General features: G+C 73.9%; 19 protein-coding genes. 13 read left to right on the top strand and 6 right to left on the bottom strand.

Annotation, left to right across the window (positions count from 1 at the left end; translation table 11 throughout):
• Window positions 1-2: 2 nt before the first annotated feature.
• Complete coding sequence (locus SPOPO_RS0126110; protein WP_019878172.1) at window positions 3-488, bottom strand: Lrp/AsnC family transcriptional regulator; 486 nt, start codon at window positions 486-488, stop codon at window positions 3-5.
• 135 nt (window positions 489-623) lie between these two features.
• Between SPOPO_RS0126110 and hppD the strand changes: the two genes are divergently transcribed.
• Window positions 624-1,775, top strand: coding sequence for a 4-hydroxyphenylpyruvate dioxygenase (gene hppD / locus SPOPO_RS0126105; protein ID WP_051098723.1), 1,152 nt, complete (start codon window positions 624-626; stop codon window positions 1,773-1,775).
• A gap of 79 nt (window positions 1,776-1,854) precedes the next feature.
• Here the strand turns inward: hppD and SPOPO_RS0126100 are convergent, their stop codons facing one another.
• Both SPOPO_RS0126100 and SPOPO_RS0126095 read right to left on the bottom strand, forming a co-directional pair.
• Window positions 1,855-4,815, bottom strand: coding sequence for an AAA family ATPase (locus tag SPOPO_RS0126100; protein ID WP_019878170.1), 2,961 nt, complete (start codon window positions 4,813-4,815; stop codon window positions 1,855-1,857).
• Window positions 4,812-6,056 (bottom strand): exonuclease SbcCD subunit D, encoded by a 1,245-nt coding sequence (locus SPOPO_RS0126095; RefSeq protein ID WP_019878169.1) that lies wholly within the window; start codon window positions 6,054-6,056, stop codon window positions 4,812-4,814. The genes SPOPO_RS0126100 and SPOPO_RS0126095 overlap by 4 nt, the downstream gene beginning before the upstream one ends.
• Window positions 6,057-6,179: 123 nt before the next feature.
• On the opposite strand from SPOPO_RS0126095, the gene clpS reads away from it, so the two are divergent.
• From clpS to SPOPO_RS0126060, 7 genes are all read left to right on the top strand, one after another.
• On the top strand, window positions 6,180-6,470 hold the full coding sequence (gene clpS / locus SPOPO_RS0126090; RefSeq protein WP_019878168.1) for an ATP-dependent Clp protease adapter ClpS: 291 nt from the start codon (window positions 6,180-6,182) through the stop codon (window positions 6,468-6,470).
• A gap of 22 nt (window positions 6,471-6,492) precedes the next feature.
• Window positions 6,493-7,056, top strand: coding sequence for a DUF2017 domain-containing protein (locus SPOPO_RS0126085; RefSeq protein ID WP_019878167.1), 564 nt, complete (start codon window positions 6,493-6,495; stop codon window positions 7,054-7,056).
• A 43-nt stretch (window positions 7,057-7,099) separates the two neighbouring features.
• The gene (locus SPOPO_RS0126080) at window positions 7,100-7,516 is read left to right on the top strand and encodes a M67 family metallopeptidase (protein ID WP_019878166.1); all 417 of its coding nucleotides are present in this window, start codon (window positions 7,100-7,102) and stop codon (window positions 7,514-7,516) included.
• Between the two features lie 147 nt (window positions 7,517-7,663).
• Window positions 7,664-7,936, top strand: coding sequence for a MoaD/ThiS family protein (locus SPOPO_RS0126075; protein WP_019878165.1), 273 nt, complete (start codon window positions 7,664-7,666; stop codon window positions 7,934-7,936).
• Window positions 7,937-7,978: 42 nt separating this feature from the next.
• Window positions 7,979-8,926 carry a PLP-dependent cysteine synthase family protein gene (locus SPOPO_RS0126070; protein ID WP_019878163.1) on the top strand — a complete coding sequence of 316 codons (948 nt, stop codon included), beginning with the start codon at window positions 7,979-7,981 and terminating at the stop codon, window positions 8,924-8,926.
• A 178-nt stretch (window positions 8,927-9,104) separates the two neighbouring features.
• The gene (gene murI, locus SPOPO_RS0126065; RefSeq protein ID WP_033385201.1) at window positions 9,105-9,926 is read left to right on the top strand and encodes a glutamate racemase; all 822 of its coding nucleotides are present in this window, start codon (window positions 9,105-9,107) and stop codon (window positions 9,924-9,926) included.
• Window positions 9,923-10,669, top strand: coding sequence for an MBL fold metallo-hydrolase (locus tag SPOPO_RS0126060; RefSeq protein WP_019878161.1), 747 nt, complete (start codon window positions 9,923-9,925; stop codon window positions 10,667-10,669). Before murI ends, SPOPO_RS0126060 begins: the two co-directional genes overlap by 4 nt.
• Here SPOPO_RS0126060 and SPOPO_RS0126055 read toward each other — a convergent pair.
• Window positions 10,657-13,683 (bottom strand): ATP-binding protein, encoded by a 3,027-nt coding sequence (locus tag SPOPO_RS0126055; protein ID WP_019878159.1) that lies wholly within the window; start codon window positions 13,681-13,683, stop codon window positions 10,657-10,659. The two genes, SPOPO_RS0126060 and SPOPO_RS0126055, sit on opposite strands and share 13 nt — an antisense overlap.
• Window positions 13,684-13,808: 125 nt before the next feature.
• Here SPOPO_RS0126055 and SPOPO_RS0126050 point away from each other — a divergent pair, with 125 nt between their 5' ends.
• Genes SPOPO_RS0126050 through SPOPO_RS0126030 form a run of 5 tightly spaced genes read left to right on the top strand, consistent with a single transcriptional unit; the run spans window position 13,809 to window position 17,278 of the window.
• Window positions 13,809-14,684: a class I SAM-dependent methyltransferase gene (locus SPOPO_RS0126050; RefSeq protein ID WP_019878158.1), complete on the top strand. Its 876-nt coding sequence runs from the start codon at window positions 13,809-13,811 to the stop codon at window positions 14,682-14,684.
• Between the two features lie 38 nt (window positions 14,685-14,722).
• Window positions 14,723-15,457, top strand: coding sequence for a ribonuclease PH (gene rph / locus SPOPO_RS0126045; RefSeq protein WP_019878157.1), 735 nt, complete (start codon window positions 14,723-14,725; stop codon window positions 15,455-15,457).
• Window positions 15,454-16,086, top strand: a complete 633-nt coding sequence (rdgB, locus tag SPOPO_RS0126040; protein WP_019878156.1) for an RdgB/HAM1 family non-canonical purine NTP pyrophosphatase — start codon at window positions 15,454-15,456, stop codon at window positions 16,084-16,086. The genes rph and rdgB overlap by 4 nt, the downstream gene beginning before the upstream one ends.
• Window positions 16,087-16,097: 11 nt before the next feature.
• A complete protein-coding gene (locus SPOPO_RS33340) occupies window positions 16,098-16,562 on the top strand; it encodes an SMI1/KNR4 family protein (RefSeq protein ID WP_019878155.1) in 465 nt (154 codons plus the stop codon).
• A gap of 5 nt (window positions 16,563-16,567) precedes the next feature.
• A complete protein-coding gene (locus SPOPO_RS0126030) occupies window positions 16,568-17,278 on the top strand; it encodes a sulfotransferase family protein (RefSeq protein WP_156870271.1) in 711 nt (236 codons plus the stop codon).
• Between the two features lie 15 nt (window positions 17,279-17,293).
• On the opposite strand, the gene SPOPO_RS0126025 is transcribed toward SPOPO_RS0126030, so the two are convergent.
• Both SPOPO_RS0126025 and SPOPO_RS0126020 read right to left on the bottom strand, forming a co-directional pair.
• Window positions 17,294-18,382 (bottom strand): glycosyltransferase, encoded by a 1,089-nt coding sequence (locus tag SPOPO_RS0126025; RefSeq protein WP_019878153.1) that lies wholly within the window; start codon window positions 18,380-18,382, stop codon window positions 17,294-17,296.
• A 19-nt stretch (window positions 18,383-18,401) separates the two neighbouring features.
• Window positions 18,402-19,667, bottom strand: coding sequence for a nucleotide sugar dehydrogenase (locus SPOPO_RS0126020; protein ID WP_019878152.1), 1,266 nt, complete (start codon window positions 19,665-19,667; stop codon window positions 18,402-18,404).
• Between the last annotated feature and the right edge of the window lie 3 nt (window positions 19,668-19,670).

Here is a 19,670-nt window from a genome sequence, read left to right as displayed (position 1 = left end):
CCTCAGTGCGCCGCCGCGCCGCGGCCGGTCTGGCGGAGCAGGGGGAGGGTCCGGAACGGGATCTGGGTCGCGAGGGCGATCGTGGTCGAGCTGCGGCGAATCGAGCGGTCGGCGACGACGAGGTCGAGGACGCGCTGCAGGTCCGCGTTGGACCGGGCGACGACGCGACACATGAGGTCGCCGGCGCCGGAGATCGTGTGGGCCTCCAGCACCTCGGGGATCGTCGCGAGGTGCGCCGCGACGGCCTCGTGCCCGTGGCCCTGGACGATCTCCAGCGTCACGAACGCGGTGACGGGGTAGCCGAGCGCGCCTGGTTCGAGGTCGGGCCCGAAGCCGGTGACGACGCCGTCGCGCTGCAGGCGTTCGAGGCGGGCCTGGACGGTGCCGCGGGCGACGCCGAGCCGGCGGGACGCCTCCAGGACGCCGAGGCGGGGCTCGGCGGCGAACAGGTCGATCAGCCGGACGTCGAGATCGTCGACCCTCATCATGGCTCGCAATCTGTGCAGCGTACGCGGCCGGTTCTGACGATTACTGTACAGATTGACCATTGATTCGCCGATCGGTTGCACAACCTGGCAGGTGCGCGCATCCTGCGGGGACGGCTGAACGAGGAGGTCCCCGCCATGACCGAGACCGTCGCGATCCCCACGCAGCAGCAGGCGCGCACGCCCGAGGGCCAGTTCCCGCTCCTCGGCCTGGACCACATCCGGTTCGAGGTCGGCAACGCGCGGCAGGCGGCGCACTACTACTCGACGGCCTTCGGCATGACATGCGTGGCCTACCGCGGGCCCGAGCAGGGCTACCGCGAGACCGCCGAGTACGTGCTGGTCGCCGGGGACGCGCGATTCGTGCTCGCGGGCTCGGTGCGCCCCGGGACCTCCGTCGCGACCCACGTCGCCCGGCACGGGGACGGCGTCCGCGACGTCGCGCTCGAGGTCGCTGACGTCCCCGCGGCCTACGCGGCGGCCTGCGCCCGGGGCGCGCAGGGCCTGACCCCGCCCACCACGACGAGCGACGAGCACGGCTCGGTCACCTACGCCGAAATCGCCGCCTACGGCGACACCCGGCACACCCTGATCGACCGCTCCGACTACCGCGGCCCGTTCCTGCCCGGCTTCGTCCCGCGCGACCCGATCGTCGCGCCGGCGCACTCCGCGGCCGCCGGCATCGCGGGCGTCGACCACGTCGTCGGCAACGTCGAACTCGGGCGCATGGACTCCTGGGTCGGGTTCTACCACCGCGTCATGGGCTTCACGAACATGGCGGAGTTCGTCGGCGAGGACATCGCGACCGAGTACTCGGCGCTGATGAGCAAGGTCGTCGCCGACGGCACCCGCAAGGTCAAGTTCCCGCTGAACGAGCCGGCCGCCGGCAAGAAGCGGTCACAGATCGACGAGTACCTGGAGTTCTACGGCGGCCCGGGCGTCCAGCACATCGCGCTGACCGTCGACGACATCCTCGTCGCCGTCGACGCCATGCGCGCCGCCGGCGTCGAGTTCCTCGCGACCCCCGCGAGCTACTACGACGACCCCGAGCTCCGCGCCCGCATCGGCGAGGTCCGCGTCGACGTCGAGGAGCTGAAGACCCGCGGCATCCTCGTCGACCGCGACGAGGACGGCTATCTGCTGCAGATCTTCACCCGCCCCGTCCAGGACCGCCCGACGGTCTTCTTCGAGCTCATCGAGCGCCACGGCGCCACCGGCTTCGGCAAGGGCAACTTCAAGGCCCTCTTCGAAGCCATCGAGCGGGAGCAGGACCTCCGCGGCAATCTGTGACGCGTTGCTGTCAAGAAAGGGTGACACCCCTTACTGCGCAGTAAGGGGTGTCACCCTTTCTTGACAAGGGTTTCGGCGGTCAGGCGACGACGGCGACGACGTCGGAGCCGGTCTCCCGCTTGCGGACGTGGAGCTGGGCGGGGATGCGCTGCTTCAGCTCGGCAACGTGGCTGACGACGCCGACGATGCGGCCGCCCTCGCGGAGGCCGTCGAGGACGTCCATGACCTCGTCGAGGGTCTCGGAGTCGAGGCTGCCGAAGCCCTCGTCGACGAACAGCGACTCGAGGCGGGCCCCACCGGCCTCGGCGCAGACGACGTCGGCGAGGCCGAGGGCGAGGGCGAGGCTCGCGAGGAACGTCTCGCCGCCGGACAGGGTCGCGGTGTCGCGGTCGACGCCGGTCCAGTTGTCGCGGGCGAGCAGGCCGAGGCCGGCGCGGCGGCGGCCGTCGCGGCCGGTGTCGGTGTGCACGAGCGAATACCGCCCCTGCGTCATGCGCAGCAGCCGCTCGCTCGCGACCGTGGCGACCTCCTCCAGCCGTGCCGCGAGGACGAACGCCGACAGCGTCATGCGCCGGGTGTTCGCGCCCTGGCCGGCGACGAGCTCGGCGAGGGACTTGATCCGCTCCGCCTCGGTCGCGATGCCGGGCAGTGCCGCGAGGTCGTCGACCAGGGCGGGGACCAGCGTGCCCAACTGGCTGACGCGGCCGCGGGCGTCGGCGAGGGCGATCACCGCGTTCTGATGGTCCGTCGTGGCGCGCGCGACGGCAGCCGCGGCGGCCTCCAGGTCGGCCGGGGGCATCGTGGGCACGTCGAGGTCCGGGTCGGCGAGGACGGCGGCGACGCCGTCGACCGCGGCCCGGTGGGCGCGGACCCGCTCGGCGGCCTGGGCCCGCCACGACGCGTCGCGCACCGCACCGGCGGCGGCGTCCAGGTCGGGGAAGCCGGCGTCGTCGGCGGCGGTGACCGCCGCGGTTCGGGCCTCGGTCCGGGCGGTCTCGGCCCGATCGAGCGCCTCCCGCGCGTCGGCGGCGGCGGTGCGCGCGGCGGCACCCTCGGCCGCCGCGGCGATCGCGGTGGCCAGATCCGGGGCGCCGTCGAGCCGCTCGGCCAGCGTCGCGCGCAACCGGGCCGCGCGGGTGTCCGCGGCCGCGGCGTCGCGCTCGGCGCCGGCGCGGGCCTCCTCGGCCTTGGTGGTCACCTGGGCGAGCTCGGCGATCGAGCCGTCGACGTCCGCGAGCGCGGCGTCGACGGTGGTGGCGGTCGCGGCGACCGTGGCGAGCTCGTCCCGCTTGGCGGCCGCCTGTTTCGCGCGGGCGGCGAGCTCGTCGGCCGGCGTTCCGGCCATCGCACCGAGCCGTCCGCGGGCCGACTCGACCTTCGCGACCGCGGCGGCGTGGGCCGCGCCCACGGTCTCGGCCGCGGCCCGAGCCTGCTCGGCGGCGGCGCCGGCCGCCTCCTCCTGCCCGCGCGTGACGCGGCCGGGGGAGAGCACCGGTTTGTCCGGGTGGTCGAGCGAGCCGCACACGGGGCACGGCGTGCCCTCCTCGAGGCGCGCGGCCAGCTCGGCGGCCATGGCGTCGATCCGGTCGCGCCGGAGCCGCAGGTGCTCCTCGGCGAGCGTCTGCGCGTGCTCACGCGCTTCGAGGTGACGCTGCCTCAGTTCCTCGGCGGAAGTGGACTCCTGAGCCAGTTCGGCGGCGGTTCGGGCGGCGTCGGCCAGGGCGTCCGCCGTCCGCTGGGCGGCGGGCAGCTGCACCGCCGCATCACGCGCGCCCTCGCGCCGGGCGAGCAGCGCGGTGCGCCGCTCCGCGAGCGCCGGACCCGCCTTCGCCGCGGCGGCCAGCTGCGTCGCCAGCTCGGCGGCACTCGCGCGGGCGGCGGCGGCCGCGCGCTCCTCCGCGGCCACGTCGGCCGCCACCGCGTGCAGGTCGGCGAGGCTGCCCGAGCGCCGTTCGCACTCCCGGGCGGCCGCGCGCAGCGCGGCGGGACCGTCGGCCGGGCCCGCCCCGGCGGCCACCGCGCGCTCCCGCGCCGCGCGGTCGAGTTCGCGCGCCTGCGCCCGCGACCGGTCGGCGGACTGCAGGGCCGTCAGGAGCGGCAGCACCCCGGCGGCCGCGGTCGCGGCCTCGCACTCGGCGGCCAGGGCCGCGATCGCCGGTTCGGCCGCCGCGAGTTCGGCCGCCCTCCGGTCGGCCTCGACCCGCCGCTCCTGGCGGCGGGCCAGCGCGCGCGTCGCCTCGGCCGCGGCCCGGGCGTTCTCGAGGTCCACGCCGCGCTCGGCGACGGTCCGTACGGCGATGTCGACCGCCGCGGCGGCCGTGGCACTCAGGTCCGACGCCCACAGGGCGTCGGGCAGGCCGGCGGGCGGCTCGACCTCGGCGATCGAGGCGATCAGTGCGACTCGCTGGGCGATGCCGTCCCGGCGCCGGTCGAGGGTCGCGCTCGTCGTCCGGCGGCGCTCGGCGAGCCACTGCTCGACGTCGCGGAACCGGTCCGTGCCGAAGAGCCGCTCGAGCAGGACGACCCGCTCGTCGGACGGCGCGCGCAGGAAGCGCGCGAACTCGCCCTGCGGCAGCAGGATCACCTGGAAGAACTGATCCGCCGTCATGCCGAGGCGGGTCGTGATCTCGTCGTCCGCCTCGCCGACGCGGTTGGAGACCAGGTCCCACCCGGCCCCGGTCCAGCGCTCCAGCAGCACCTTCGCCGGCTCGGTCGTTCTGCCCTCGCCGCGGACCTTCGGTCGGGACTGCTCGGGCGTACGGGTGATCCGTAACCGGCGCCCGCCGATCGTGACCTCCAGGCGCACCGACGTCCGCTCGGTCGCGCCCGCGTGGTCCGACCGCAGCCGCCGCACGATCCCGCGCTCACCCGGCACCCGGCCGTAGAGCGCGAAGCCGAGCGCGTCGAGCAGCGTCGACTTGCCGGCCCCGGTCTCGCCGTGGAGCAGGAACAGCCCGGAGGAGGCCAGGTCGTCGAAGTCCACCCGCACGGTGCCGGCGAACGCCCCGAACGCCGTGACCTCCAGGGAGTGCGGCCTCACGCCACACCCTCCAGGCCCGCGAACAGCGTGCCGGGTGCCGCGAACGGGTCCGCGTCCTCGGCCACGCGCACCGCCTCGAAGGCCTGCTCCAGCAGGGCGACCTCCTCGCCGGTGACGCCGGCCCCGCGCACGTGGGCGACGAAGTCGGCGGCCACGGCGAGGTCGGAGCGGCCGCGCACCCGCTCGGTGTACCCGCGCTCGTCGACCAGCGCCCCGACCGGCTCCCAGGTCAGGACGAGCACGTGCGGGAACCGGGTGCGCAGCCGGTCCATCGCCGCCGCGGGGCGGACGACGTCGGTCAGCGTCACGCTGACGAAGTCGTCGACGTGGCCCTCCAGCGCCGGGTCGGACAGCAGCTCCTCGAGGTTCCCGCGCACGACCGCCAGGGCCCGCGGAGTCGGCGCCGGCACGAACTCGACCCGGCTCAGGCCGGACGCGTCGAGCTCCACCAGCCATGAGCCCTTGCGGTGCCCGGCCTCGGAGAAGGAGTAGGCGAGCGGCGAACCGCTGTAGCGCAGCCGGTCCGAGAGCGTCTGCGGGCCGTGCAGGTGCCCGAGGGCGACGTAGTCGACGCCGTCGAACAGCGCGGCGGAGACGGCACCCACGCCCCCGACGGTGATGTCCCGCTCGGACTCACAGGCGGCGCCGCCGGTCACCCAGCCGTGGGCCATGACGACGGACCGGCCGCCGCGGGACTCCCGGTCGGCCCGGACCGCGGCCATCGCGCGGCCGAGCACGTGCGCGTGCCCGCGGGTCGGGACCTCCTCGTCGCAGGAGTGCCCGGCGGCGGGGGCCCCCGTGCTCGGCAGCGGGGGCAGGTCGTCCGCCCCCACCGCCGCGGGCTCCAGGTAGGGGATCGGGTAGACCGCGACCGGCCCGTGCCGGTCCTCCAGCACCACCGGGGTGCCGACGTCGGAGACCCGCGTCCGCAGGTGCACGCCGGCGGCGTCGACCAGCCGGTCGTGGACGCCGAGCCGCTTCGCCGAGTCGTGGTTGCCGCTGGTCACGACCACCCGCGCGCCGGCCTCGCGGAGCCGGAACAGAGCGTCGTTGAGCAGGTCGACGGCCTCCAGCGGGGGCAGCGCGCGGTCGTACACGTCGCCGGGGACCAGCACCGCGTCGACGCGCTCGGCCCGCACCGTCTCGACGAGGTGGTCGAGGAACGCGGCCTGCGCCGGGGCGAGGTCCGCCCGGTGCAGGGAGCGCCCGAGATGCCAGTCCGAGGTGTGCAGCAGCCGCATACCCACGACGCTAGGGGCGGGCACCGACAACTCCCGGCAACGCCGCGCGCCGCGTCGCGCACACCGTCGAGCAGAGCGGGGCGCACCGGACCAGCCGCCGCTCGTGGGGTGCAAGATGGAGGCATGTCGGTCGCACCCGTCGAGCTCGAGCAGCCGGAGGCCTCCGAGCAGCTCCGCACGGACGTTCCCTGGGTGACCATCGTCTGGAACGACCCGATCAACCTCATGTCGTACGTGACGTACGTGTTCCAGACCTACTTCGGCTACAGCAAGAAGCAGGCCACCAAGCTCATGCTCGACGTCCACCACGAGGGCCGCGCCGTCGTCTCGACCGGCTCTCGCGAGGAGATGGAGCGCGACGTCAGCGCCATGCACGGGTTCGGCCTGTGGGCGACCCTGCAGAAGGACGACTGAGCGCGCCCGACACAATCGCCGGGTGAGTCTGGACATCAAGCGCGAACGCGGCGGCGTGATCACCGTCGCCCTCGACGAGCACGAGGTGCGAGTCGTGCGCAGCGCTTGTGAGCAGATGGCGGAGCTGTTCGACTCGCGAGACCGGGACACGCCCCGCGGCGGCACGGAGTCGGTGATCCCCGGCGTCCTCGACCCGTTCGCGGACAACGAGGAGAAGACGCGCCCGGACGACCCCGCGCTCGCGCGCCTGCTGCCGGACGCGTACCCGGACGACGTCGAGGCGACCGGCGAGTTCCGCCGCTACAGCGAGTCCGACGTGATCGCCTTCAAGCGGGGCAACCTGAACACGATGCTCGCGACGCTGGGCGACGGCACCGAGCCCGTCCGGCTGGACCGCGAGCAGGTCCACGCCTGGATGTACGCGATCAACGACCTGCGGCTGACGATCGGCACCCGGCTGGAGCTGGAGGAGGGCTACGTCGAGCAGATGGCGGCCCTCCCGCCCGAGGACCCCCGGCTGCCGCTCTACTACCTGTACGAATGGCTGTCCGCGCTCCAGGACGGCCTGATCCGGGTCGCGAGATAACGTCCGGACAAGTGGTCCGGTCGGTCCTGGATAATCTGGCCCCGTGCTGACCATCGAAGCGTCGCTCCGCGAGGCGATCATCGCCCACGCCCGCGCCGACCACCCCGACGAGGCCTGTGGCGTGATCGCGGGCCCGATCGGCTCGGACCGCCCGGTGCGCTTCATCCCCATGGCCAACGCGGCGCGCTCGACCACGTTCTACGAGTTCGACTCGATGGACCTGCTGCGCCTGTACAAGGAGATGGACGCAAACGACGAGGTGCCGGTGGTCGTCTACCACTCGCACACCGCGACCGAGGCGTACCCGTCCCGCACCGACATCCACTACGCGTCGGAGCCGGACGCCCACTACGTGCTGGTGTCCACCCGGGAACCCGACGAGGTGGAGTTCCGCTCGTTCCGCATCGTGGACGGCGAGGTCACCGAGGAACCGGTGAACGTCGTCACCAGCTACGACTGATCCCCGCACGATCTCCCGCCCAGCACCCACCCCGGGGCGCGGGGGAGAATGACCGCTCGGAATGTCCACCGCTCGTGCACGGTTTGCGCGGGCAGCACCCCGAAGCACCCCGAAGCACGAACCGAAGAACACGAGGAGAGCAGCCCGATGGCGATCGAGGTCCGGATCCCGACGATCCTGCGCCAGTACACCGGCGGCGAGAAGGCCGTGAACGGCGAGGGCAAGACGCTCGACGAGCTGTTCGACGACCTCGAGAGCCGCCACGCGGGCCTGCGCGCCCGGCTCGTGGACGAGAACGGCCTGCGCCGCTTCGTCAACGTGTACCTGAACGACGAGGACGTCCGCTTCCTCGGCGGGCTCCAGACCGAGCTCAAGGACGGCGACAGCGTCACGGTCCTCCCGGCCGTGGCCGGCGGCTGACGCCGCCCTGACGTCGCGCTGACGCCGCGAACCCTCGTCCCCGTGCGCTTCGACTCCCTGCTCGACTCCGTCGGCCGGACCCCGTTGGTGGGCCTGCCGCGGCTGTCGCCGTCCGCGGACGTACGGCTGTGGGCGAAGCTCGAGGACCACAACCCGACGGGCTCGATCAAGGACCGCGCCGCGCTGCGGATGATCCTCGACGGGGAGAAGGACGGCCGGCTCAGGCCCGGTTGCACGATCCTCGAGCCGACGTCCGGCAACACCGGTATCTCGCTCGCGATGGCCGCCAAGCAGCGCGGCTACCGGATGGTCTGCGTGATGCCGGAGAACACCTCCGAGGAACGCCGGCAGATCCTGCTGATGTTCGGCGCGGAGATCGTGTCCTCGCCGGCCGCGGGCGGCTCGAACGAGGCCGTCCGCGTCGCGAAGCGGCTCGCGGAGGAGCACCCCGACTGGGTGATGCTCTACCAGTACGGCAACCCCGCGAACCCGCAGGCGCACTACGAGGGCACCGCGCCCGAGCTGCTCGAGGACCTGCCCTCGATCACGCACTTCGTCGCCGGTCTCGGCACCACCGGGACGCTGATGGGCGTCGGCCGCTTCTTCCGGGACCACAAGCCCGAGGTCCGGATCGTCGCCGCGGAACCCCGCTACGGCGAGCTCGTCTACGGCCTGCGCAACATGGACGAGGGCTTCGTGCCCGAGCTCTACGACGCGTCCCTGATCGACGCGCGGTTCTCCGTCGGCCCCCGCGACGCGGTCCGGCGCACCCGGCAGCTGGTCGAGGAGGAGGGCATCTTCGCCGGCATCTCCACCGGTGCGATCCTGCACGCCGCCCTCGCCCAGGCCGCGAAGTCGATGGCGGCCGGCGAGCAGGCCGACATCGCGTTCGTCGTCGCCGACGGCGGCTGGAAGTACCTGTCGACCGGGGCCTACTCCGGCACGATCGCCGAGGCCGAAGAGGCTCTCGAAGGCCAGCTCTGGGCCTGAGCAGCACCTCGCGGGAGTGTTCACCGCACGTGTCGGAGTGCTAGCTGAACGAGCCGAAAGTGCTAACAAAATTTAGCACATCTGTCCGGGCAAAACGCCGCGTCACCTGCGAAGTGTGACCAAGCTGACCGCGGGTTTCCCCGCTGTTTCCCCGCCGTCTCCCTTACCGTCTTGGCATATGTCTGAGGCAGGCATCGGCATCTTCGACAGTGGAGTCGGAGGACTGACGGTGGCTCGCGCGGTGCTGGATCAGTTGCCCGCCGAGCCCATCGTTTATGTCGGTGACACGGCTCACGCGCCCTACGGTCCCCGCCCGATCGCCCAGGTGCGCGCCCTCGCCCTGGACGTTCTGGACCATCTCGTCGACGAAGGCGTGAAACTGCTCGTGATCGCTTGCAACACCGCCTCCGCCGCGGTGCTGCGCGACGCCCGAGAGCGGTACCCGGTACCGGTCGTCGAGGTCATCCGCCCCGCCGTGCGCCGGGCCGTCGCGGCCACCCGCAATTCCCGCGTCGGCGTCATCTGCACGCAGGCGACGAAGACGTCCAAGGCCTACGAGGACGCCTTCGCCGCCGCCCCCCAGATCGAACTGACCGTGACGGCCTGCCCGCGGTTCGTCGAGTTCGCCGAGCGGGGCCGGACCTCCGGCGACGAGGTGCTCGCCGTCGCCACCGAGTACCTCGCTCCGCTGCAGGAGGCCGGTGTCGACACGGTCGTCCTCGGCTGCACGCACTACCCGTTGCTCACCGGCGTGCTCGCGCACGTCCTGGGCGACGGTGTCACCCTCGTCTCGTCCGCCGACGAGACTGCCAAGGACGTGTACCGGGTACTCGTCGACTCAGGTCTCACGCGTTCGGCGGAGCTGCCCGCTCCGACGCACCGGTTCCTCGCCACCGGGGACCGGCAGCCGTTCGCCGCCGTGGGACGTCGGTTCCTCGGACCGGACATCGGCGTCGTGGAGGCGCTGGGGTCGGTCGGCGTGATGGGAGCTATCGCGTGAAGCTGACGGTGATCGGCTGCTCGGGGTCCTTCCCCGGGCCGGCGTCGCCCGCGAGCTGCTACCTGCTCGAGGTCGAGGGCTACAAGGTGCTCCTCGACATGGGCTCCGGGGCGCTGGGCGCCCTGCAGCGCTACACGGACGTCTACGACATCGACGCCGTGCTGCTCTCCCACCTGCACGCGGACCACTGCATGGACCTGTGCGGCTACTACGTCGCGCGCAAGTACCGGCCGGAGGGCTCGGCCCCGCGGATCCCGGTCTACGGCCCGGTCGACTCCGCGGACCGCATGGCCCGGGCCTACGACCTGCCGATGGACCCCGGGATGCACGGCGAGTTCGACTTCACGCTGTTCCCCGACGGCGCCTTCGAGCTCGGCCCGCTGCGCATCACCACCGACCTGCTCGTGCACCCGATCGACGCCTACGGCCTGCGGATCGAGCACGAGGGCAAGGTCCTCACCTACTCCGGCGACACCGGCGCCTGCGACGGCCTGGTCCGCCTGGCGAAGGACTCCGACCTGTTCCTGTGCGAGGCCTCGTTCCACGACGGTCGCGACGACGTGCCGGAGATCCACCTCAACGGACGTGAGGCCGCCGAGCACGCCGCCCGCGCCGGCGCCCACCGGCTGGTGCTCACGCACATCCCGCCGTGGAACGACCCGGAGCGCACGCTCAACGAGGCCACCGGCAACTTCGAGGGCCCGATCGACCTCGCGCACCCCGGCGCGGTCTACGTCCTCTGACCGGATGAGTGACCGGGCGACACCCGGACATCCCACTCCACACCCTCGTCGGTGCGGTACCGGCAGTAGTTGCCGGTGACGACCGTGCGGTCGAGGTGCGCGGCGAGGTCGGGCAGATCGCCCTCGATGCGGCGGATCGCGTCCCGCACCCGGGCCGAGACCGCCTTGCGCGCGCGTTCGGTGGTTGAGTTCGCCCAGTTCCGCGCGCGACCCTGACGGTCCGTCAGTCGCGAGAGCTCGGCGACGAGAGCGGCGCGCTCGGGCGCGGAACTCCCCGAGTCCTCGAGCTCCGCCAACCGGCGGCGGTAGGCCCGCAGCGCGGCGGCGTCCGCCACCGGTCCCGCGGGGCCGGACCGGTCGGCGGCGTCCATCAGGTCGAGGACGTGCACCTCCCGGCCGGCCGCGGCCAGCAGCTGCGCGAGATCGGTCAGGCCGCGGGCGGGCCGCAGGAGCGCGCTCTCGCCGTCCCAACCGATCTGCCACCCGGTCCCGACCCGGTGGAACGAGGCGCGCGGGCCGCCGGCCGTGGCGTCGTCGAACGTGGTCGCGCCGAGTCGGCGGTGAGTGGCGGCGGCGCGCTCGAGCAGGGTCGCGGCGGCCGCCGCGTCGCCGAGGGTGGCGGCCAGGCGGCCCGCGGTCCGGGCCCAGCTGCCCGCGAACGCGACGACCGAGGCGTTCACCCCGCACGTCGCGGCGAGCGGTTCGGTGTGGGCGACGAGGTCGGCGCACAGCTCCCGGTCGCCGACGGCGATCGCGGCCTCGGCGAGCTCGCGCAGGAAGACCGCGCGCAGGTAGGACGTCTCGGCCCGCCAGCCGCCGAGGTCGGCGACGGTCCGCAGGTGCCGCTCGGCCGCAGCGAGATCGCCGCCCCGGGCGCAGAACCCGGCGGCGACCGCGTGAGCGTGGATCGGGACGCCGGTCCAGTGCGCGACGGCCTCGGCCGCGAAGGTGAGCAGCTCCGCGGCCTCGCCCCGGGCCCGGACGAGCTCGATCCGCTGGGACATCCGCACGTTGCCGGTGTCGGGCTCCCGGATGCGGTCGCCGAGGTCGGCCGCGCGCTCGATGAGGTCCTCGGCCGCGTCGAGGTCGCCGCGGAGGAGGGCGAGGCACGCGCGCCGGGTCAGGGCGAGGTAGCGGTGCCGCGGCTGGCCCAGGCCGTCGAGCAGAGCGAGCGCCTCGTCGAGGGCGGGCTCGAACGCGGGGGAGCCCTCCTCGAGCAGTGCGGTCGCGAGCAGCAGCAGACCGTCCGCGCGGCGTTCGGGGTCGCCGCACGCGTCGGCGACGGCGACGATCTCGCGGGCGAGCTCGGCGCGTTCGGGCGCGGTGCCGGGTGCCCACAGCACGTCGTGCCGCGCGAACAGCGAGGCGAGCAGCGTCGCCGGGTCGCCCGCTTTCCGAGCCAGGCGGAGGGCGTGCTCGCTCAGCGGGCCGGCGCGCGGCCGGTCGGCCGCGACCGAGTGCTGCAGTTCGCGTGCGAGCGTCGCGCACACCTCGGCCTCGCGGGCGTCGTCGATGCCACGGACCGCGTCGAGTGCCGCCGTCAGGTCGGCGACGACGTCGTCGCGCCGCACGGCGAACCGCGCCCCGAGGGCGGTGACCGCGAGCGCCGCGCGGGCGATCCGGTCCGGGTCGGCGGTGCGCCGGCTGAGGTCCGTGGCGGCGCGGAGCAGCCCGCGTGCCTCGATCATCTCCCCGGCCCGGGCGAGCGCGTCCGCCTCGAGGAGCAGCACCTCGAACATCGCGGCGGGCGCCAGCTCGAGACCGGCGTCCGCGACCGCCGCGCGCAGTCGCCGCAACTGCCCGGCCGCCTCGTCGAACGCGAGTGCGTCGCGATCGGCCGCGGCGGCGGCGAGGGCCCACTGCAGGGCGCGGTCGGGGCCGTCGACGGCGACCGCCGCGACGAACTGGCGCGCGAGCTCGGTGGGGGCGACGTCACCGGCGCGGTCGGCGCGGTCCGTCAGCGCCTCGCCGAGGGCGTGGTGCAGCGCAACGCGGTCGGCGGCGGGCACGGACTCGACGACGGTCTCGCGCAGGAGGTCGTGGCTGAAGCGGGGCCCGTCCGGGAGCAGGACCCCCGCCGCCACCGCCTCGCGCGTCGCGTCGGCCACGACGGTCGGGTCCAGCTCGAGCGCCCGGGCCAGGACGTCGGGCCGCGGGGTGGTGCCCAGCAACGCGATCGCCTCCAGCACGCGCCGGGTCCGGTCGGACAGGCGCCCGATCCGACGGGCAATCAGATCCGAGGCGGCGGCGGGCACCTGATCAGTGCCCCCGGGTGGGAGCAGTGCGATCTCGCGGACGAAGAACGGGTGCCCCTGGGTGCGGGCGGCAACGGCTGCGGCGTCGACGGGGTCGACCGCGGTGTTCCGCACGCTCTCCATCAGCCGGTGCACGGCGTCGGCATCGATTCCCGGGACCGGGACGACCTCACCGGCGGACAACAGGCGGTCGCGGATGCTCGACCGCAGCTCGTCGGGACGGAAGCACCCGATCAGGCACAGCCGCGCGGCGACGGGGGAGCGGGCGACGAAGTCGAACAGCGCCAGCGTCGAGTCGTCGGCCCAGTGGAGGTCGTCGAGCACGATCACCACCGGCGCGTCGGCGGCGACGGCGTCGAGGAAGCGCGTCGTCGCGTCGAGCAGCAGCAGCCGGTCCCGGTCGGTGGCGGGGTTCCGCCCCACCGACCCGAGGGCGGGGGAGAGCACGGCGAGCAGGCCCGCGTCGTCCCCGGCGAGCTTCCGGGCCGCGGCGGCACCGAGATCGCGGATCAGTGCGCCGAGCACCTGCGTCCAGGGCCAGAAGCCGGGGACGCCCGGGGTGTCCGGGCAGCTGCCCCAGGCGACGCGGTGCCCGCGGCGGGCGGCCGCGGCCGTCGCGGCGCGGACCAGGGAGGTCTTCCCGATCCCGGCCTCGCCGCTGACGAGCAGGGCGACGCGATCGCCGTGCTCCGCCCGCTCGACGGCGTCGGCCAGCCGGGCGAGCAGGGGTTCGCGGCCGATCAGGCCCTCGGCGCCCACGCCCCGCATTCTTCCGCCCGACCGGGCCCGCTGTCGTCTGGCGAATCGCCAGATCGGCTCAGCCGGTCCGGCGCCGATTTCTGGCGCGTACGGGGTGAGGGAACACCACAGACCTGGAGGACGACATGACCGCCACGAGACTCGACACGACGCAGTTCGACGCGACGCAGTACAAGGTGACCACCCGCGCCCAGTGGGAGGACGCCGCCGAGGCCTGGCACCGCTGGGGTCCGACGCTGGAGAGCTGGCTCGGGCCGGCCACGCTCGCGATGCTCGACGCCGCGGGGGTCGGCCCGGGGACGCGGGTGCTCGACGTCGCGGCCGGGGCGGGCGGGCAGAGCCTGGCCGCGGCCCGCCGGGTCGGGTCGGCCGGCTCGGTGCTGGCCACCGACATCTCCCCGACGATCCTCACCTACGCCGCGAAGGTGGCGGCCGAGGCCGGGCTGACCAACCTCGCGACGCGGGAGATCGACGGCGAGACGCTGGAGACGCTGCCGGCCGCTGCGTTCGACGCCGCGATCTGCCGGGTCGGGCTGATCTACTTCCCGGACCAGGCCCGCGCGCTCGCCGGGATCAGGCGCGCCCTGCGCCCCGGCGGACGGTTCGCCGCGATCGTGTACTCGACCCCGGCGGCGAACGAGTTCTTCTCGCTGCCGGTCTCGATCATCCGGACCCGCGCGCAGCTCCCGCCGCCGGCGCCGGGCCAGCCGGGCCCGTTCAGCCTCGGCGCGCCCGGGGTGCTCGCCGAGACGCTGACCGCCGCCGGCTTCAGCGACGTCCGCGTGGAGACCGTGCCGGCGCCGCTGCTGCTCGGCTCGGCGGCGGAGTGCGTCCGGTTCGAGCGCGAGTCGTTCGGGGCGCTGCATCAGATGCTCAGCGGCGTGCCCGAGGACGAGCGCCCCGCGGTGTGGGACGACATCGAGGCCGCGCTGCGCCGGTTCGAGACCGCCGGTGGCTTCGCCGGCCCGTGCGAGCTGCTCGTCGGCAGCGGCGCGGCCTGACCGCGGGCCCCGAGGACGGGGCTGGTTAGGCTCGCGGGATGCCTCGACCCGAGAACCGCGCGAACGACCAGCTCCGTCCCGTCACCATCACTCGGCAGTGGCTCGACCACGCCGAGGGGTCGGTGCTCGTCGAGTTCGGCAAGACCCGCGTGCTGTGCGCGGCGTCGGTGACGCAGGGCGTCCCCCGGTGGCGCAAGGGCTCCGGCCTCGGCTGGGTCAGCGCGGAGTACGCGATGCTCCCGCGCGCGACGCACACCCGCGGCGACCGCGAGTCGGTCAAGGGCAAGCTCGGCGGCCGCACGCACGAGATCTCCCGCCTCATCGGCCGCAGCCTGCGCGCGGTCATCGACTACAAGGCGCTCGGGGAGAACACGATCCTGCTCGACTGCGACGTCCTCCAGGCCGACGGCGGCACCCGCACCGCGGCGATCACCGGCGCGTACGTCGCCCTCGCCGACGCGGTCGAGTGGCTGCGCGCCAAGGGCGCGCTCGCCGGCGAGCCGCTGACCGGCTCCGTCGCGGCCGTCAGCGTCGGCATCCTCAACGGCGAGCCCCGGCTCGACCTGGAGTACGTCGAGGACGTCGCCGCCGAGACCGACATGAACGTCGTCTGCACCGGCGACGGGCGCTTCGTCGAGGTCCAGGGCACCGCCGAGGGCGAGCCCTTCGACCGCAAGCTGCTCGACGCCCTGCTCGACCTCGCCGTCAAGGGCTGTGCGGATCTGACGCGCATTCAGGCCGACGCGCTGGCTGTCCCGCTGGGGAACCGGTGACCGCGAAGCCCCAGCTGGTCCTCGCCACGCGCAATTCCAAGAAGCTCGCCGAGCTCCGCCGGATCCTCGACGAGGCCGGGCTCGACGTCGAGCTCGCCGGGCCCGAGGTGTTCGCCGAGGTGCCCGACATCGCCGAGACCGGCGCGACGTTCGCCGAGAACGCGGTCCTCAAGGCCCGCGCGGTCGCGGCCGCGACCGGGCTGCCGGCGGTGGCGGACGACTCCGGGCTGTGCGTCGACGCCCTGAACGGGATGCCGGGCATCCTGTCGGCCCGCTGGGCGGGGAAGCACGGAGACGACGAGGCGAACCTCGACCTCGTCCTCGGCCAGCTCGCCGACCTCCCCGACGACCGGCGGGGTGCCCACTTCGCGTGCGCCGCGGCGCTGGCTCTGCCGTCGGGGGAGGCGGAGGTCGTGACCGGCGAGGTCGTCGGTGTCCTGCTCCGGGAGCGGCGGGGCGAGAACGGGTTCGGCTACGACCCCATCTTTCGTCCGAACGGGTACGACCGGACCACGGCCGAGATGGACGCGGCGGAGAAGGACGCGATCAGCCACCGGGGTCGCGCCCTGCGCGCGCTCGTCCCCCACATCGCCGTGTGCTTGAGGGGAACTCCCAGCACCGGCGGCTAGATTGAACCGCGATGTGGACCGCATGGCTACGTGGCCTCGACACCCTTGAGGGCACGATCGCGCTCACCGAGCCGGTGGATCCGGACGTCCTTGCCGACGCCGAGGACCGGCTCGGCCTGATCCTGCCCGACGCCCTGCGCACGCTGCTGCTGGAGTCCGACGGCGTGGTCGGCATCGGTCGTGGGGAGCCCGTGTGGCCGGCCGAGCGGATCGCCGAGGAGAACGTCCTGCTCCGCACCGCGGGGTCGACCCCCGCGCTGCCCGACGGCGCCGACGACGACCTGCTGTTCTTCGGCGACGCAGGGGACGGCCGTCTGCTCGCCTACGAGCTCGAGGGTGACGAGGTCACCGAGCCCGACGTGTACCTCTGGCAGCCCGACCTGCGCGAGGCGGTCTGGATCGCCTCGGACCTGCAGAGCCTGCTCGACGACTGGTACCGCGGAGACCTGCCGGACGAGGACCGCTCGTTAGGGTGAGCGGCGTGATCTCGAAGCTCCGCCCCGGGCGGCGCCCGGCGCTGATCTTCGTGCTCGGCTCGCAGCGCTCGGGGACGAACGCGCTGCGGCAGTCCCTTTCGCTCGACCCGTACGTGATGGGCTTCAACGAGCGGGCGAACAGTGAGCTGTACGCGCGGTGGAAGCTGCGCCCGGAGCCGGAGATCCGCGGCTTCCTGCGCTCCTGCGCCCCGCACAAGGTGCTGCTCAAGCCGATCCAGTCGGTGTTCAAGACCCCGGTGGCGGAGTTTCTCGCCCCGTTCGCGGACTACGACCTCAAGGTCGCGTGGATCTACCGCGACCCGGTGGCGGTGTTCCGCTCCCGCAGCGCGCGCTGGACCGACCGCAACGACGCCGCCCGCTTCGCGAACGAGTGGAACCGCATCAACTCCTCGGCCCTGGACGCGAACGACCCCCGGATCGGGGTCGTCAGCTACGACCGCCTGCTCCAGGGCGGGCCGTCCTTCGGGGCGATGAACAAGTTCCTCGGCACCCGCGGCGACAACCTGTTCCGCGCGACCCGGAGCAAGGAGGAGATCCTCGACGAGGTCGGCGAGGCGAACGCCGAGCGCATCGGCGCCGAGACCGCCGGAACGCTCGCGCGCATGGACGCCGCCGCGGACGCGTTTCTCGCGGCGTGGGGCACCGCCCTGCCGGCGGAGGAGCCGAGCTCCTCCGACGACCTCGTCCTGGACTGAGCGCTTCGAGAACGGTCAGGACCCGGCCCGCGCCCAGGCCTCCAGCTGGGCGACGAACTTCTCGCCGGCGGTCCGCCAGTCGTGCTCGGCGAGGGCGGCCTCGTGACCGCGGCGGCCGTAGGCGACCCGCCGCTCGGCGTCGTCCCGCAGCCGCAGCACCGCGGCGGCCGCGGCGGCGGGGTCGTCCCAGCCGACGACCGTCCCGCAGCCGTGCCGGGTGACGAGGTCGGCCGCGGGCGGGTTCGGGGTGGTGACGACCGGCAGCCCGTGGGCCATGTACTCGATGACCTTGGTCGGCATCGAGTGCCGGTAGTTCGGCTGGTCGGTCAGCAGGGACAGGCCGGTCAGGGCGCCGGGCAGTCGGGCGAGTGCGGTGTCGTTGGGCTGGAACCCGGCCCAGTCGAGGACACCGTCGGCGACGGCCTGCTCCAGCAGCGGCGTCGCGGCCGCGTCGGCGCCGCCGATCAGCTCGACCCGCACACCCTCGGGCGCGAGGCGGCGGGCGACGGCGACCATCTCGGCCGCGCCGCGCTCGAGGGTGATCGCGCCGAGGTACACGGCCCGGTCCGCGCCCGGGGGCGGGACCTGCGCGGGCACCAGTGTCTGGTTCGGCACCACCGGGTGGGGGCGGCGGAACCGGCCGACGTAGCCGTGCTCGGCGAGCAGCAGGTGCACCGAGCGCTCCGCGGCGCTCTCCGCGAGGCGGACGGCGGCCGCGAGCGGCACCCGCGCCGGCCGGGGGAGCCAGGCCTTCATGCCGAGCGCGGCGGCGGTGTCCTCGTGCACGTCCCACACCACCGGGCGCCCGCGGTGCGCGCCGGCGACGGCGAGCAGCAGCTCGGGGTCGTGCAGGACCGTGATGTCGACCTCGTCCCGCAGCCGCCGGTAGGCGGCGCGGGCGGCCTTCACCGCGCCGAGCCGGTTGCGGCCGGCCGAGCGCGGCAGGTCGACGCCCTCCAGCCCGTCCCGGGGCGTCACGCCGCGCGCCGAGAACGGCGCCGCGTACACGACCGAGTGCCCGGCCGCGGTCAGCGAGGCGATCTCGCGGTGCAGGATCCGGGCGTCCTCCGGATGGTGCACGACCGTCATCACGAGGACGCGCATGACCTTGGGCGCCTCCGCGTCAGAGGCGCTCGACCGTGGACGACGCGGTCAGTACGCCGCGGGTGTCCAGCACGAGCTGCCCGCCGGTGATCACGTCGAGGTCGAAGGCGCGGTGCGGCGCGAGCAGGATCGACAGGTCCGCGAGGCGGACGCCGTCGCCGAGGTCGTCGACCTTCGGCACCGGCGTGCCGTCGACGTTCCACGACGGGACGTGCGGGTCGCAGTAGCTGACCTCGGCCCCGAGCGCCCGGAGGCGACGGACCAGCGGCAGCGCCGGGGTCTCGCGCTCGTCGGCGATGTCGGGCTTGTAGGTCACGCCCAGCAGCAGGATGTTCGAGCCGTTGACCGCTTTGCGCTGGGTGTTGAGCAGCCGCGTCGCGCGCTGGGCGACGTACACCGGCATGCGCTCGTTGACCTCCTGCGCCAGCTCCACGAAGTGGAAGGGGTAGCCGAGCTTGCGAACCGCGTGCGAGAGGTAGTTCGGGTCGATCGGGATGCAGTGCCCGCCGACGCCGGGGCCGGGGCGGAACGCCTGGAACCCGAACGGCTTCGTCGCGGCCGCGTCGATCGCCGACCACAGGTCGATGCCGAGCTCGTTGCAGAACATCGCCATCTCGTTGACGAGCGCGATGTTCACGTGCCGGTAGGTGTTCTCGAGCAGCTTGGCCATCTCGGCCTCGGCGGTGCCCTTCACCGGCACGACGGTCTCGACGATCTTCCCGTAGAACGCGACGGCGCGGTCCCGGCACGCGAGCGTGTGACCGCCGACGACCTTCGGGGTGTTGCGGAGGCCGAAGGTCGGGTTGCCCGGGTCGATGCGCTCGGGCGAGAACGCGAGGAAGAAGTCCGAACCCGCTTCGAGACCGCCGGCCTCCAGCGCGGGCAGGAGGACGTCCCGCGTGGTGCCCGGCCAGGTCGTGGACTCCAGCACGACGAGCTGACCCGGCTTCAGGTGGGCCGCGATGGCCGCGGTCGCAGCGTTGACCGCGCCGAGGTCGGGGCGGCGGTCGTCGTCCAGCGGCGTCGGGACGCAGATGACGACCGTCTCGCAGTCGCCGACCACGGTGGAGTCGGTGGTGGGGAAGAAGTTGGTGGCGATCAGGTGCGCGACCTGCTCGTCGCTGATGTCGTCGACGTGGGACTGCCCGGCCAGCAGCCCGGTGACCTTGCGCTCGCTGGCGTCGACCCCGGCGACGCGCATGCCGGCGGCCACCGCCTCGACCACGAGCGGCAGGCCTACGTAGCCGAGGCCGATGACGCCGAGGTCGTACTGAAAGCCGCTCATGTC

The sequence above is a fragment of the Sporichthya polymorpha DSM 43042 genome, from assembly GCF_000384115.1.
GTDB classification, from domain to species: Bacteria; Actinomycetota; Actinomycetes; order Sporichthyales; family Sporichthyaceae; genus Sporichthya; species Sporichthya polymorpha.
The sequence above is the reverse complement of the archived record's forward strand: the minus strand, read 5'-3'. Positions and strand labels throughout refer to the sequence as shown.

Excerpts from the sequence above, each read along its gene's own strand:
- SPOPO_RS0126110 (WP_019878172.1), bottom strand. The coding sequence starts at position 488 with ATGATGAGGGTCGACGATCTCGACGTCCGGCTGATCGACCTGTTCGCC.
- hppD (WP_051098723.1), top strand. The coding sequence starts at position 624 with ATGACCGAGACCGTCGCGATCCCCACGCAGCAGCAGGCGCGCACGCCC.
- SPOPO_RS0126095 (WP_019878169.1), bottom strand. The coding sequence starts at position 6,056 with ATGCGGCTGCTGCACACCTCGGACTGGCATCTCGGGCGCTCCCTGCAC.
- clpS (WP_019878168.1), top strand. The coding sequence starts at position 6,180 with ATGTCGGTCGCACCCGTCGAGCTCGAGCAGCCGGAGGCCTCCGAGCAG.
- SPOPO_RS0126075 (WP_019878165.1), top strand. The coding sequence starts at position 7,664 with ATGGCGATCGAGGTCCGGATCCCGACGATCCTGCGCCAGTACACCGGC.
- murI (WP_033385201.1), top strand. The coding sequence starts at position 9,105 with ATGTCTGAGGCAGGCATCGGCATCTTCGACAGTGGAGTCGGAGGACTG.
- SPOPO_RS0126050 (WP_019878158.1), top strand. The coding sequence starts at position 13,809 with ATGACCGCCACGAGACTCGACACGACGCAGTTCGACGCGACGCAGTAC.
- rph (WP_019878157.1), top strand. The coding sequence starts at position 14,723 with ATGCCTCGACCCGAGAACCGCGCGAACGACCAGCTCCGTCCCGTCACC.
- SPOPO_RS33340 (WP_019878155.1), top strand. The coding sequence starts at position 16,098 with ATGTGGACCGCATGGCTACGTGGCCTCGACACCCTTGAGGGCACGATC.
- SPOPO_RS0126025 (WP_019878153.1), bottom strand. The coding sequence starts at position 18,382 with ATGCGCGTCCTCGTGATGACGGTCGTGCACCATCCGGAGGACGCCCGG.
- SPOPO_RS0126020 (WP_019878152.1), bottom strand. The coding sequence starts at position 19,667 with ATGAGCGGCTTTCAGTACGACCTCGGCGTCATCGGCCTCGGCTACGTA.